The 15,945-nt window shown below is 41.6% G+C and carries 8 protein-coding genes; 3 read left to right on the top strand and 5 right to left on the bottom strand.

Annotation, left to right across the window (positions count from 1 at the left end):
- Positions 1 to 74: 74 nt before the first annotated feature.
- Positions 75 to 3,182 carry a DUF11 domain-containing protein gene (locus FQV37_RS00740; RefSeq protein WP_160020891.1) on the bottom strand — a complete coding sequence of 1,036 codons (3,108 nt, stop codon included), beginning with the start codon at positions 3,180 to 3,182 and terminating at the stop codon, positions 75 to 77.
- A gap of 562 nt (positions 3,183 to 3,744) precedes the next feature.
- Between FQV37_RS00740 and aceE the strand changes: the two genes are divergently transcribed.
- Positions 3,745 to 6,555, top strand: coding sequence for a pyruvate dehydrogenase (acetyl-transferring), homodimeric type (gene aceE / locus FQV37_RS00735; protein WP_160020890.1), 2,811 nt, complete (start codon positions 3,745 to 3,747; stop codon positions 6,553 to 6,555).
- Between the two features lie 28 nt (positions 6,556 to 6,583).
- On the top strand, positions 6,584 to 8,305 hold the full coding sequence (locus tag FQV37_RS00730; RefSeq protein WP_160020889.1) for a 2-oxo acid dehydrogenase subunit E2: 1,722 nt from the start codon (positions 6,584 to 6,586) through the stop codon (positions 8,303 to 8,305).
- Positions 8,306 to 8,501: 196 nt separating this feature from the next.
- Here the strand turns inward: FQV37_RS00730 and FQV37_RS00725 are convergent, their stop codons facing one another.
- Positions 8,502 to 9,143 carry an OmpW/AlkL family protein gene (locus tag FQV37_RS00725; RefSeq protein ID WP_160020888.1) on the bottom strand — a complete coding sequence of 214 codons (642 nt, stop codon included), beginning with the start codon at positions 9,141 to 9,143 and terminating at the stop codon, positions 8,502 to 8,504.
- A 714-nt stretch (positions 9,144 to 9,857) separates the two neighbouring features.
- Here FQV37_RS00725 and FQV37_RS00720 point away from each other — a divergent pair.
- Positions 9,858 to 10,841: an ion transporter gene (locus FQV37_RS00720; protein ID WP_160020887.1), complete on the top strand. Its 984-nt coding sequence runs from the start codon at positions 9,858 to 9,860 to the stop codon at positions 10,839 to 10,841.
- Positions 10,842 to 10,968: 127 nt separating this feature from the next.
- Here the strand turns inward: FQV37_RS00720 and FQV37_RS00715 are convergent, their stop codons facing one another.
- From FQV37_RS00715 to FQV37_RS00705, 3 genes are all read right to left on the bottom strand, one after another.
- Positions 10,969 to 11,616, bottom strand: a complete 648-nt coding sequence (locus tag FQV37_RS00715; protein ID WP_160020886.1) for a TerD family protein — start codon at positions 11,614 to 11,616, stop codon at positions 10,969 to 10,971.
- 97 nt (positions 11,617 to 11,713) lie between these two features.
- Complete coding sequence (locus FQV37_RS00710) at positions 11,714 to 12,856, bottom strand: helix-turn-helix transcriptional regulator (protein ID WP_102094740.1); 1,143 nt, start codon at positions 12,854 to 12,856, stop codon at positions 11,714 to 11,716.
- A 227-nt stretch (positions 12,857 to 13,083) separates the two neighbouring features.
- Positions 13,084 to 15,924: an ATP-binding protein gene (locus FQV37_RS00705; RefSeq protein ID WP_160020885.1), complete on the bottom strand. Its 2,841-nt coding sequence runs from the start codon at positions 15,922 to 15,924 to the stop codon at positions 13,084 to 13,086.
- Positions 15,925 to 15,945 lie beyond the last annotated feature (21 nt).

Raw genomic sequence — 15,945 nt, 5'->3', positions numbered from 1 at the left:
TTTTCATTGTCGTATTCTCTCAGAATGTTGAGTCTCCGACAATCCCGGGGCGGTTCAGTTGCAAGAAATAATAGCTACTGAGTGTCCATAGTTGTGCCATATTTAGTATTGAAATAGAAGCTACGACTAGTTTTTGGATTTAATACAAATTCTGTAGTTTTAACAGTTCCGTTCTTACCGATAGGGACATTATCATTAGCATAGTCGGATGCATTAGATACACCTGCCAATACCGAGGTAACTAAAGCCTTATTATCTCCTTTCTTCTGCAATACATCGCGCATCACGAAATTATTAATCGTAAGATTTGCACGATTAGTCGCCGTGATCCTATAGGCAATACATTGACCAGGAGTTAAATCACTGCCACTGATTCCACTCTCGCTAAAGCCAGCTCTAGGATCTGTATTTCCTGCAGTATTTATATTAGTAGCGGTATAATTGAGCGTTGAACGGCAGTCATTAACGTATTGTGCTTTTCTAAGTACTAATGCTGCGTAATCTCCCTCAACCTCTCCAAAGTCTAAGTTTAGCGAGCCTTCTGTTTTGTAATCTAACTTACCAGCTTGTAAGTCAATATTACGAATATTTGGCGTAGTATCGACACTGAAAATCCAAGGGTCTGGCTCTGCTTGTACAATACAAACTTTTTGAGGTGATAATGCCGCTATAGTGCTTGCGGATACAACGAGTTTATATTGCCCTAATGGATTGTCAGAGGTAGTTTGAGAGGTAGTACCGCCTATATTGACACCGTTACAATTGGTTAGACTTATAGTTAGACCAGTGGTATTTCCAATTCCCGTCTCACCACTATCAAAAATACCATTGAAGTATTTTGAGTTGCCAGTAAAAGTAGTAGAAGTATCAGATTTTGTATCAGGGTTAGTGCTTCTAGCTATACCACCATTATCGTTATATACGAAGCCAGTAAAAGTGTATACCGATGGGGTATTAGTAATTGTACAGGTGATTTCGTCACCGTAGTTTAAGTTTGATAGAGTGAACGAACGAGTAGGTATAGTTTCTTCGTTCAGAGTTGCAGTAGCATTCGTAGTTGTAAAAGTACTCCCTGTAGTTGCATTGTTGCAAATATAAGTAGCACTATAATTACTTACTGAGCCATTTATGACACGCTCACTAATAGTGTATGTTTTAGATTCGGTTAAACTCAGTAAGTCACTAGTACCATTGTCAATGATAGCAGCGTTACCAGTAGTGGTAAATGAATTAGCAGCTAGAGAATCTCCTGTTACTTTTATCTCAAACTGATCAGCGCTGTCTACAGAATCATTGACACGATTACCACCTAACACCTTTTTTACTACTAACTTCGGTGGCGCTAAACAAAAATAAAAGTCAGAATAACCAGTTACATAACCGCCGGCAGAGGTGGTAGTAGCACCTTCAGAATATGGGTTTCCGTGAGTTATCGCAAAAGGGGTCAAGGCAGATTTATAACCCCAATCTATATTGAAATTACAAGGACTAGCCGTATTACAGTTATCCCATGCAGTCCCTGATATAGTCTGATTGGCATTAGAAAGTTGGAAAGGCTTGCTCTCCGTTTTTGAAAAAAAGCCTCCAGAAGTAGCTAATGTTATTGATTCTATATATTTTCCATTTTGATTAGAGTCTAAATCTTGAACAACAAAGCCATACTTAGATACAGGTTTATTAATAGTCGCTGTTAGCCTATGATCGATAGTCGTACGAAAACTATCATGATACATATTAATAGCGTTTTCAGTTGCATCAGTAAAATTAGTACCAGTTGGGTAGCCTGTTCGTAAATTTAATCGTTCAGTAAAAGACAAATTAAATTTCGTATTACCAAAAACATACTCCTTAGAAAAACTACCAGTTGTCCATGCAATAGGTAGTGTTTCCTTAGGAGTATAGCCTGGAGGATTACTACCAACGTAGTACATCTTATGCCCGCTTGGGCAACTAGCGGGTGCTACAGGAGAACCACCACTAAATATGCCAGTAACGGTATTACTATCACTTGCACTTTTTAAGTCTAAATTACTAACTTTAATAGTAGCAGTATTAGTGATTGTAGATCCTTGAGATGCTGTTACTTTAGTAGGCACTTTTATACTATAAGTTTTGCCAACAGCTAAACTTGGTATGTTAAACCCACTACTACTTTCCAACTGCGTTTTAGTTGGTGCCGTTATACAAGTATTTGTATTATCTGTCGTGTCGCAAGTGATATCAGTCTCTTTAGTAAGACCCGTAACGATGGGATCTTTTAATATGATATTAGTTAGTGGCGTATTACCATTATTAATAACCTTAATTATATAGTTGGTCGTACTAGTTGTACCTATGCTAGTGACACCATCGTCTTTCGTAATCTCATATGAAGAAGGCTGGTAACAATAGCTATCTAAGCGGAAGTCAATTATTCGACTGCTAATACTAGTGCTCGTATCATTATCTGTATTACTATAAATTATCTTTACCGATTTTACAGGCTCACTAAAAACCACAGACCCTTGACAAGTACTTTCTAGAGTGTTTCCACAGTTGAAATCTGTATTTAGTCGCAATCCTTCGCCATTAGTGTTAATGACACTAGAGCCAGTTATGGATTGGAATACACCGTTTACGGTACCGTTATTCTGAGTGGTTCCAACGAATTTGACATTATCGTCCCAGTAGGCATTGGTACTGGATAGTTTATCGATATCAAATGTACTAAGGGCCACTTTATTCAAGAAGAGAGGTTCATTGTTTAAACTGTTCTGAAAATCTAATAAAATCTCATTACGAACTGAGCTATTAGCCGCGCTCCCAGTAAATCTAATAGCAGTATAATTACCACTTGTTAGTGTGGCAACGCTACTTTTATTAACAAAGTTAAAATCAGAAATACTCATTTTTATTTTCAATGGAATAGCAACAGATGATCCTGTCGAGCTCTGACTAGAGACAGTCTGGTAGTTACCACTGTTAAAACTAGTAACAAGACTACTATAACTATTATTGGTTAAAATACCTTTAGTTGAGCCGCTAGGACATGTTGCAGCTGCTCCATCATTAAGAACAAGTGCATGAGATGAGACGCTCACTAATGACAATATCATAAAGCCTATCAAACTCAGTATTTGAGATTGATACTTACCGAATGAAAAGGGATTCATTATACTTAAGGGTTTTTTAGCTTTATACATGTCATTATTCCTAAGAGTCAAGGTTGACCGGACAATACGGTAGCTAACCATATTTATACAAATATATCAGTATGAGATACTAATAAGCAATTTATCTTAAATCCAATATAAAGTTACCAATGGTCGATTTAGTATGACGAAGAGCACAAGTTAATCATTCGTCTGCACGTAGCTATTTCCCACTTATCGTATAAAGAGATAAGTTATTGCTATTGTCATTTTTAAATAAACTAATCATTATTTATTTAAAAAATACTTGTTATTTCATCATTTCTCTACAGCCATAAACAACTAGCGCGTAAACGCTTATAATGGAATGTCATAGTAATTAATGATTGAATAGATAGTCATAGCATTATAACGACTTAGCGGATGTGTTGATTTAACGCATTCGTTGATAAAAGTAATACTATTTTTATAATCGAGCAGTATGTCATCGCACAAAACAATGGAATGCTTGGACGTAGCAAGGATGTCATAAGTAAACCAATCTCTCATCATGCATTTTTCAATGAAGCCCTGCCATTAGGTAGGTATGACTGATATAAAAGGATTAACAAGAATGAATTATTATAAGGATGCTGATAGCACCGAAACTCAGGAATGGCTGGCAGCCTTTGAGTCTGTGGTTAAACACGCAGACAAGGACCGTGCTCAGTTCCTCCTAAAAGCCTTATACAATATGGCAGTTCAAGAAGGACTGCCGTTCAACAGACTAGACACTGCGTACGTCAATAGTATCGCTGTTGAAGACGAGCCAATGTACCCAGGCGATCTAGGCATGGAGCGTAAGATACGTGCGCTAATTCGTTACAACGCACTTGCCATGGTCATGCGTGCCAATAAAAACGACGATGATCTAGGTGGTCACTTAGCGACATTCGCCTCTAGTGCGACACTTTATGAAACGGGTTTTAACCATTTCTTCCGCGCCGCTAGCGATCACTTCGGTGGTGACATGATCTATTATCAAGGTCACTCAGCACCAGGTATCTATGCACGCTCTTATCTAGAAGGTCGTTTGACCGAAGATCAGCTTGATAATTTCCGTCGTGAAGTAGGTGGTAAAGGTCTATCAAGCTATCCGCATCCATATCTAATGCCGGATTACTGGCAGTTCCCAACGGTATCGATGGGACTTGGCCCAATCATGTCTATCTATCACGCCCATGTACATCGCTATATGGAAAATCGTGGGTTGCTAGAAAAAGAAGGTCGTAAGATTTGGACATTCTTAGGTGATGGTGAAACGGATGAGCCAGAAAGCTTAGGGGCTATTTCTCTTGCTGGTCGTGAGAAGCTGGACAACCTAATATGGGTAGTTAACTGTAACTTGCAGCGTCTTGATGGTCCAGTCCGTGGTAACGGTAAAATCATTCAAGAGCTAGAGTCAGTATTCCGCGGCGCAGGCTGGCGAGTCATCAAAGTTATTTGGGGTGGCAACTGGGATTCATTACTTGGTAAAGATCATACAGGCGTGCTTAAACAACGTATGGAAGAAGTGGTGGATGGCGAGTATCAGTTATACGAAGCGCGTACGCCTGAATTTACTCGCAAAGAATTCTTTGGTAAATATCCAGAGTTAGAAGAAATGGCAGATGCGTTGACTGACGAAGAAATCTCACGTCTAAACCGTGGTGGCCATGATCCAGTTAAAGTTTACGCTGCCTTTAGCGAAGCGATGAAAACCAAAGGCCAACCAACGGTTATTTTAGTCAAAACCGTTAAAGGTTATGGTTTGTCTACCCAAACGCAAGCCGTTAATAAATCGCATCAGGTCAAAAAGCTTGATCAAGAAGCGTTGATGTATTTCCGTGATCGTTTTGATTTGCCATTTACTGATGAGCAGTTAGAGACTCTACCGTTCTACCGACCTGAAGAAGGTTCGGCGGAGATGAAGTATCTTAAAGGTCGTCGTGAGTCGTTAGGTGGTCATCTGCCAAACCGTCGTAGTGGTCACATCCCACTGAATATCCCTGAACTATCAATGTTTGATCGGGTATTAAAAGGCAGCAATGGTAAAGAGCAGTCTACGACGATGGTATTTGTACGCTTACTATCTGCGATGCTTAAAAACAAAGACATCCAAGATCGCGTCGTACCAATTGTACCTGATGAAGCGCGTACGTTTGGTCTAGAAGGTATGTTCCGTCAATTGGGTATTTACTCGGCTGTTGGTCAAAAATATACGCCAGAAGACAGTGAAGCGTTGATGGGCTATAAAGAGGCTATCGATGGTCACATGTTAGAAGAAGGTATCAACGAAGCAGGCGCAATGAGTACTTGGATTGCATTGGCAACCAGTTATTCTGTGAACGCATTACCGATGATTCCGATGTATATCTATTACTCAATGTTTGGTTTCCAACGTGTGGGTGATTTGGCTTGGGCGGCAGGTGACTGTCAAGCACAAGGCTTCTTGTTAGGCGCAACCGCTGGTCGTACGACACTTAATGGCGAAGGCTTACAGCATCAAGATGGTCATTCACAGATTCTATTCAATGTCGTGCCAAACTGTGTCAGCTATGACCCTTGCTTTGGTTATGAGCTAGCTGTGGTCATGCATGACGGTCTACGCCGTATGTATGGTGAAGGCGAGCGCGTTTACTATTACTTGACGTTGATGAATGAAAACTACGAACAACCTGCTATGCCAGAAGGTGCCGAAGAAGGTATCAAACGTGGTATGTACTTGTTAGAGGACAATGGTTCAACACAAGTACAGTTATTAGGCTCTGGTGTTATCTTACGCGAAGTACAAAAAGCGTCACAGATACTAAAAGATGAGTTCAATATTACTTCTAACGTCTGGAGCGTAACCAGCTTTAATGAGCTGACTCGTGATGGTATGGTTTGTGACGATTACAACCGTCTACATCCAATGGACGAAGAGAAAGTGCCTTGGGTTACTGAGCAATTAGCACCGCACGAAGGTATTGTGGTTGCAGCGACAGATTATATGCGTAACTATTCAGAGCAGATCCGTGCTTGGTTACCAGACAACCGTCCTTACACGACTCTGGGTACCGATGGTTATGGCCGTTCTGATACGCGCGAAAACCTACGTAGTTTCTTTAACGTTGATGCGGCGCATATCGTTGTTGCAACACTCAAACGCCTAGCAGATGAAGGTGAAGTTGAGATGCGTTTGGTTAAAGATGCGATTTCAAGCTCAGGTATCGATGTGGACCATCCACCTGCATGGCAACAGCAGTCTTACTATGACCAGTCTCCAGATGCACCAGCGCCAGGTAACGTAAATCCAAATCCTGTACCTGAATTCATCGCTGAAGACGATGATGAAATCAGTAATGAAGGTCGTGCTGAAGATCAATCAGATGCAAATGTACTTGATGATAAAGATGTCAAATAATAATAACCATAAGACGAGGAAATAAATCATGGACATTAAAGCCCCCGATTTAGGTGTGGATAGCGCCGAAGTCAGCGAGATTATGGTAGAAGTTGGTGATGTCATCGCAAAAGACGACAACATCGTATTATTAGAATCTGACAAAGCATCGGTTGAAGTACCAAGCTCTGCTGCTGGTAAAGTGACTAAGATTAGTGTTGCTATCGGTGATCAAGTTAGCGAAGGTATGGTGCTAATTGAACTTGAAAGTGCAGATGATAGCGAAGAAAGCAATGATGACAACGTTGCTGCTGAAGAGCAAGAAGCGAACAGCACAGACGATATTAAACCAGAGTCAAAACCTGAGCCTGCTGCAACTGAGTCAAAGCAATCAGAGTCTACTGCCAAGCCAGCCACTAATGCTGGTAAAGCAACTACTCATGCGCTACCTGATTTAGGTGTCGATGAAGCACAAGTTTCTGAAATCATGGTTAGCGTTGGTGATACTGTTAGCGCTGAGCAGTCGATTTTGCTAATCGAATCAGATAAAGCTTCAGTTGAAGTGCCAGCGCCAGTTGCCGGTAAGATTGAAAAAATCTTGGTCGAAGCAGGGGATATGGTTACTAATGGTCAGGACTTTATCGTTATTATGGCGAGTGGTACAGATGATGCTAGTGATAGTGAATCTGAAACTCCTAAGCCACAAGAGTCAGCACCAGCCAAAACAGAAGATAAACCAGCTGCTAAAACCACTGGTGAGCCAAAACAAGTTGCCAAACCGACCAATACTGATACAGCTGCTAGCAAAACAGAGGGTAAATTAACTGAAGCACAAGTCAATGAAAAATTGGTTGATGTGTATGCAGGTCCTGCCGTTCGCAAACTAGCGCGTCAGTTAGGCGTTGATATCACACAAGTGAATGGTTCAGCTCTAAATGATCGTATTCTAAAAGAAGACTTGTTTGCACATGTTAAGAACAGTCTAACCAAGCAGAAAGCGGCACCTGTGAGTGGCAATCCTGTTAGCTCAGGTCTACCGAAACTGCCTGACATGAGTAATGCTGAGATCTGGGGTGAGACAGAAACACAAGACCTCAGCCGCTTGCAGAAAGTCTCGATACCGCAGCTCAACTACAATACTTTGCTACCGCAAGTAACGCAGTTTGATCTGTCTGATATCACTGAGACTGAAAAGCTACGTGGTGAGCTAAAAGGTGGCATGAAAGCTGAAGGTGTTGGCTTCACTATCTTGGCATTTGTGGTTAAAGCAACTGCATATGCGCTGACTCAACATCCACGATTCAATAGTCATTTGAGCGATGACAACACTCAGGTTATATTGCGCAAAAGCGTCAATATGGGTATTGCTGTGGCAACAGATGATGGTCTTATTGTACCGGTTATCAAAAACGTACAAGATAAAGGCTTGAAGCAAATTGCGATTGAGATCGGCGAGCTTGCAGTAAAAGCTCGTGATAAGAAGCTCAGCACCAAAGATTTGCAAGGGGCAAGCTTTACCATATCGAGCCAAGGTAACTTGGGCGGTACAGCATTTACGCCACTAGTTAATTGGCCACAAGTTGGTATCTTAGGTGTCTCTGAAGCAAGTATGCAGCCACGTTGGGATGCGAAGACACAAAACTTTGAGCCACGTTTGATGTTGCCACTGTCTTTGTCTTATGACCACCGTGTGATCAATGGCGCAGACGCTGCTGTATTCACTCGTTATATCGCAACGCTACTGGCAGACCCACGTCGTATCTTGATCTAAAACTAGCTAGCAATTAAAAAAGACTGCCCACGGGTGGTCTTTTTTTATGGAGATTATTTGTTCTTGTATATTATTAGCTATTTTTATAAATAATTGCCTAGTAGCTGGTGTAGAAAAACGGTAGTAGCCGTAATTAATAGGCACAAAAAAGCCAGCTATCAAGCTGGCTTTTATTACACATAATATTTTGACTAATTTAGAACTGTTTAACGAATGCTACGCCATATACCCAAGGGCTGATATCAACTTCGCCGATATCAGTACCGTTTAGGCTTGCATCTGTTTTAATGTCCATATAACGGGCATCAATACGGAAATATTCAGTTGGAGCAAAAGGAATATCAAGACCAACATGGCCAGCTACACCAACGCTATCATCAAGTTCTAAATCATAGTCACCAGCGAGAGGAATATAAACCTTTTCTTCAAAGAAAGTGGTGTAGTTCACACCAACACCAACAAAAGGCTTCACATTCATAGGCAGATCATAGCCATCGAAGTGATACTGTACAGATAGAGTAGGTGGTAGATGCTGTGTTTTCGCATCAATAGTAGTGTCACCAGCTTTTAGAGTAATGTCATGATGAAACGGAATAGCAGCTAGTAATTCAACACCAACGTTGTTAGCGATAAAGTACTCACCACTGATAGTTGGACGTACATCGCCATCAACATCAACTTCAAAGTTACCTAAGCCAGTAGATACTGTACCGTTGTCGCTTTTAGGATCAACATAATGCGCGCCAGCAGCAACAGACCAAGTACCAGCAGGGACTGCAAAAGCAGTTGTCATTGTAAGTGCAGTAGCAGTTGCTAAAACTAGGGATTGTAGTTTCATCATTTCATTCCTTAACGTAATAAAAAATTATCAGCAGTTTGCTAATGAGGGATGGCATTAGCTACTGATACATAATGTTATGATTAAAGTTTAATCTGTAACATTTAATGTCTATTATAATACGAAAATCATTATTACTGGTAAGGTTTTAAATATAAATTAGTAATGTTTCTGCAATAAATTACATTTACGTGTAATTCAATTGTCTACAGTCTATAATTAAACACAACAAAAGCTGCTTTTTAAGTAAGTGTCATTGACGTAAGTCGGTATCTCTTATTTACGATTCAACAAGAGGTGCAATATATTATGCTTGGCTATTGCAGTAACTCCCCTCTACGCTGTACGAATGCGCGTACGATGAAAATACTGAGTCAGGTAGACTCTTGTTGTCCTGAATGTCACTTGTTTTTGATACCTGCGCAAGACATTAGCCAACAGCTTCGCGCTGACGAACAGTTCTTAAGGTTCTCTATTCTACTAATTGTGTTTATACTGCTGGTATCGGTCTATATTTATTATCTGCATTTTGTATAGCCGATAGTCATGGCTAATAATGGATAGGTCAGTACTGAAATGAAGTGCTTCTGATAAAAGTCACGGATGATTGCTGCAAATATATCCTATGTCCTGTGATGAAAGTTTGGTTTTTATGGTTTGACCGTTGTTTTATTCTATTAATATCAAATCGGTATTTCACCGCATAGGGCTGGCATGTTATTCCAATCTATACGGCGCTTGCGTCATTTTGTTTATGATATTTTACAAAATGAAGAACATGACACGTTATTTAGCCGTTACGTTGATTATTTTCTTATATTTTTGATTATGACTAACGTAGCCGCTGTGATAGCGGAGTCTGTCGATCAATGGTATTACCCTTATCAAGATTACTTCACCTTATTTGAAAACTTTTCTATCGTTGTTTTTTCTGTTGAGTACTTATTGCGTTTGTGGAGTGTCGCTGAAGCCAAGCCTGACAATACGACGTGGAAACAGCGTTGGGATTGGATTAGAAGCCCATCCGCATTGATTGATTTAGTAGCCATCGTGCCAGCATTTTTGAATTTCTTTGTCAATATTGACTTGCGTTTCTTACGCATTTTACGCTTGTTTCGAATCCTAAAATTGACTCGTTATTTTGCTTCCATGCGTATTTTGCTAGTCGTGATTAGTAAAGAGAGAGGCTCATTTCAGGCTGTTATCTTTATTCTTATTATTATGATTGTGACTGCCTCTAGCGGTATTTATTTAGTGGAGAATCACGCACAGCCAGACGAGTTTGAGTCCATACCTAAAGCGATGTGGTGGGCTGTGGTGACACTGACAACAGTAGGTTATGGAGATGTCACACCAATTACTAATGCGGGCAAAATATTGGGTGCTATCATTACGATATTGGGTGTGGGTCTCGCTGCACTGCCAGCTGGTATTCTAGCGACAGGATTAGCAAATGAGTTGGCTCAGCGCCGTGAAGAGCTTGAACAGCACTTTCGTGAGCAGTTAATTGATAGCGATTTCGATCTGGTACAGAATCAGATGATGATTGATAAAATTCGTCGAGAGCTAGGTTTAGATAAAGAACAGGCACAAAATATCGTCCTACAAGTACTTCGAGAGCAAGAGCTTGAACGGCGTGAAAAAGAAGTTGAAACGCGCCAAAAAAACTTCTGTCCGCATTGCGGTGAAGTTTTATAGGCAAGTGTGAAATGATTTATAACAGATATGTTTTTAGCAATTAATTACAGCTAATGATTTGCCCATAAAAAGAGGTCTTGTGTTTGGATAGCACAAGACCTCTTTTATATGCGATTACTAGTTGCTCTTATATTCCCTGAGGAATGGGCAATGCACGTGCTAACTCATGAGCTACTTCTTGTGCTGCACCTGCTAGATCTTCTGCAGTAAGTGGTAAGTTTTGCAATGTTAAATGCCAGTCGTCAACAGATCGACGCAAATGCGCTACCCATAGCGTGGTGCAGTCGCGTGGGAGCTGCTTAAGGTTGACTTCAAAACAACGGTTTCCTTCATCGTCACTCAGGTGAATTTCGCCTTTCTTGACTCTAGAAAACGAATGGCCATGGTATGAGTTGGCAATTAAACCAATATGAGTAATATGAGTTGGTATTTTCTCAAGCTCCAGTCTGATCTGCTCTTGATCAAGCGGAGCAAGATACATGGCTTGTTCACCGCGATCCTTACCATTTAAGCTGTCACCTTGATGCTTGACCGATTCAGCTTTATCTCGTAGTTGTTTAAACCAAACGATGTCACTGATGACGCAGTTATCATCATATAACACACAAGCCAGATCAATATCCATCGCGCTTTGATTTTTTTTGAAGCGCTTAAACATGCCTTTTGGCTCAATTTTGGTAAATTCATAATTGAGCGCAAAGAACAAAGTCCCTGCGTCTAGTCCAAGTCCTCGTAAACTATCTGACAACAGTGGGGATGGGGCAGTGGTCGACATAACTTTCCTTTTTTATTCTTAGTTTCTAACCGTTATCTAGATTTGATGTTTGCTTACTTAAGGCGTGCGGATGTTAGCCTATCTCAGGTCAGTGATGTCACTCACTGATTGCTGTCGAAGACTTATCTAATACTGCTTGATAAAGTAGTTCAGGCTTAGCATCTAATAACCCACTACCAAATCCACGTAGCCACCAGACCAGCTGTGAGGTTAAATTAACAGTAGCCTTTACAGTAAGGGTGTTATCCTCATTTAGCGTCACGGTTTGATCGTCATTAAGCTTACTTTCGGTCAGACTCTTACCAGCTTGCCTAGTGAATCTAAGCTCAACAGCGGTATTCTTGCCACGCTCGTCCAATTCGCCAAACAGTGGGTGACTAAAGCCCATGCTACCTTCATCCAAATAGGTATCGAGTTGAAAGTTCTCTGGTGTTTTTGCAGCGGTTTCGAGAATCTCAACACTATCAAAACGATGTAAAGCAAAGGTGCGAATGATGGCTTCTGGATCGTCAGTACGAGTTGCCAGCAGATAGATAATCACGCCGCGCTGGATAATTGCGATTGGATTTAGGATATATTCGCTGGCTTGTAATTTGTTGCTACGAGTATAACAAGCATGGATTTGCAGCTGATAAAATAGCGCGTGGTAAATATTGTCTTTACTGTCCAAATCTATATCTGGTGCGATGAGTGGCTGTGTGGCAGGCTCAATACGCACTCTGTCTATCCAAGAGTGGGTCACTTTGCTGTTCTTGAGCTGTCGCCGTGCTAAGTCAAACCAAGGAAATAATTCATCTAAAATAACAGGTGGCAGTAGCTGGGTCAGATTGGCCTCGACCATATTAAAAGCAACCGCTTGTGATAAGTTCATATGCGGCAAACTTTGCAATGGGGCGTCTTCTTTCCAGCGCCAACCCTGAGGATTGGCATTGTTTTTTTCGATAGGGAAGCGTTTGGCAAGGGCGTTCAAATCACGTTGGACAGTACGTAGGCTGATATCAAAGCCTGCCATCATCAGCTGCTCATAAATATGCGTGGTGCCTACCCAGCGATTGCGCTGTAGTTGTGATAGTACCTGCCATTGCCGGGCAGTCGTTGCCGCACCGTGTCGATTGTCACTAATATTGGCGGCATTGGCCTCTTTTGAGGTACCAGTGTCTACAGCTGCAAGCGCACCTGCCTGTTCACTAGGATTGGACTGAGCTTGGATGTTATCAGCATCAGTAGGATGTACAGTCATTAAGAGATACCCTTTATGAAGTTACAAGTCGGTTTCTGGCACGATATTGCTCGATCAGGAACCATTAATCATCGCAGAAAAGCAGCGTAGCGTCTAGCGACGTTCATGCATGTGTATGTTTATTTAATAGTTGCTATTCGATGGTTGCTGCTCGATCTAGCCATAGACATAACAATGAATCTAGTCGAACAGCAATGTGCGTGCGTATCGGTAGTACTGTTCAAATTTTAATTATCATCCTCATCGATAGCTGTTGTCTGACTATCGTTTAAGGTGTCATCAATAGGCTTAGCATCGCTTTGCTTGTTACTTTCCCCGCTGTTTCTCTCATTACTTTTCTCACCTTTTCGCTTTTCTTTTATTCTCTTATCTTCTTTCTTTTGACGTTTTTCTTTACGCTTTTTCTTCGCTTTCTTTTTGGACTTTTCATCATCGATGTCATCAGTGCTTTCTTGATTTTCATCCCATAGCATCAGACGGCTTAATACTTTGCCAAATAAAGTGTCTTTGCGATAACGGCCTTTTTTATTCATGGTGTCGATGGGCAAACCAGTCATCAGCGTCAGGGCCTCACTTAGAGTATAGACGCCATAAATATGAAATTTGCCTCTATTTACTGCATCGATAATGTCGTCACGTAGCATCAGTTGTTTGACATTGGCCATCGGAATGACGACGCCTTGATCGCCTGTTAGCTCTTGCTCGCGGCAAGCGTCGAAGAAACCTGCGATTTTAGCATTGATGCCACCAACTGCCTGTACTTCGCCTAGCTGGTTCATTGATCCAGTAATCGCGAGAGACTGATTGATAGGCACGTTTGCTAATGCGGATAGCAATGCACAGCCTTCGCTCACAGTGGCACTATCGCCATCGATTTGCGCGTAGCTTTGCTCGAACGCCAGTGAGGCACTAAAATTCAGCGCATGATGTTGACTAAACAACGCGCGCAAATAGCTGGTCATAATCAGCATACCTTTGGCGTGTAAACTACCGCCCAAGTCTACATCACGCTCAATATCAAGAATTTCACCTGTGCCAATATTGGGCTGAATGACCGCAGTAAGCCGTGCTGGCATGCCAAACTCACTATCGGCATAACTGACCACAGTCAAAGCATTAACTTGTCCAATAGCATCGCCTTGCGTTTGGATAAGTTGCTGGCCGTTTTTCAGCTCATCCCAGTACAGATCGCGCAAATATCCTGAACGCTCATCCATGTCATCGATTGCTTGAGTGACATGATCTGCCGTCACCATAGTCTCATTATTTAAGCGAGCGTGACGATTTGACTCATGCAATAGTTTAATCAATAAGTCACTGTGTAGGCTTAAGCGATCTTGTTCTTCAGCTTGCAAGCTTAAATGCTCAAGTAGTGTGGCCTGTGCACTGCTATCAAACGGATAAAGGTCGGCATAATCGATGATATCAGCCATTTTTGCGACCAATGCCAATTCATGCTCAATGGTACGAGGCACATCGTCATGAAAGTCAGCTCGGACTTTGAATACCGCATCAAATTCAGGCTCAAGCTCTAGCAGCTCATAATATAAATCTGCTTCACCTAATAAGATAACTTTGATATCTAAATCAATAGGCGCTGGTGAGAGAGACAAGCTACCGGTTAGCGTCAGCATTTGCTCTAGACTTGATAGTTTGATTTTTCGTGATTGTAATGCGCGCTTTAAGCCCTGCCATGCATAAGGATGTTCAAGTACGTGGCTGGCTTCTAACAATAAATAGCCACCATTGGCGCGGTGTAGCGCACCTGCACGAATCATACTCACGTCAGTGGTTACTGTGCCTAATTGGGTGATTTGCTCGACATGCCCCAATAAATTGAGATGGGTTGGCAAATCTTCAAAAACCACAGGTGCGCCACTGTCAGGTGTATCACTGACAATAACATTGACCGCATAACGACTGGGCGTCGTAGCCAACACTGCTGTCACAAACTCCTCATCATCGCCATTGACGATACGCTCTACGTGAGTGACCATGTCATCAAATACAGCTTTGAGATATGCTACGACAAGTGGATGAGTCGCAAACTGCTCATAAATAGGAGTAAATAATGGCTGTAAAGCACGTTGGGCAATACTACGATGTAATGCCTCTATCTCATCGTTGGCTTCGTCTTCTAGTTGCTCTAAAGCGATGGTCAGTTGGCTCAGTCGCTTTTGCATATGGTTTTTTTGTACAAAGTTATTCAGCTCAGCTTCATACTCATTATTGCCATATGTAGAATCTTGGTTTTCCTTACGCTCATTATCTTTATTGCTCAAGATATTAACTTTTTCGCTATCATTGAGCCTTTCTGAATCTTTATGATTGCTAGGTATTTTTATTTGCTTGTCATCATCGCTGTTGCTTTCTGTAGGCAGCTGACTAGGATGAACAAATACTGCTTTATTATCGAACGAGCGAAACGTCAATGCTAGGTCATATTGCTTGCCTTCAGCATTAAGCGCGTCATAGGCATGACTTTCTTTTTGATGAGTACTGTTTTTGATGGCTTCAATTTTGCTCTGGTATTGATCGCTACGAAAGCGTTGGCTTAAACGCTTTTTTGCTTGCTGCCATAAGTTATTAACTTGCTGCTGTAATAGCGAGGCTTGATCAGCTGGTAGACGCAGCGCCAATGGTGTGCGTGGATCGGTAAAGTTATGCACATATACCCAATCATCAGGCGTCGGTGCGTCGGCGGCAATACGTGTTAACAGACGACTAATCACAGTACGTTTGCCCAAACCGTTTTCACCAGCGGCAAACACATGGTAACCACTGGCTTTGATATCCAGCGCTGTATGTAATGCTTTAAGCGCGCGTTGTTGACCGAAGCCAACATCTAGGTCAGGCGCAGTACGTGTGTCTGTAGGCAATTCATCAGGGTCGCTATAGCGTTTTAATTGCTCAGCGGAAATGCGACAATTTTGCTGAACTTTTGTGAAGATAGGGTTTGGGGTATCAGGTGCTGTTTGCTTAATTTTTTTTGTATCGGTAGTAGGTGCTACCATATTGTTAGCGTCTTTTGATACTTGCGATATAGGGGTGTAGGGTTGTTCTGTCATAGGCGTTTGAAAAATCATCTT

The sequence above is a fragment of the Psychrobacter nivimaris genome, from assembly GCF_009812035.1.
Classification (GTDB): Bacteria; Pseudomonadota; Gammaproteobacteria; order Pseudomonadales; family Moraxellaceae; genus Psychrobacter; species Psychrobacter nivimaris.
Note: the sequence above shows the minus strand (reverse complement) of the source record. Positions and strands in the feature narration are given on the sequence as shown.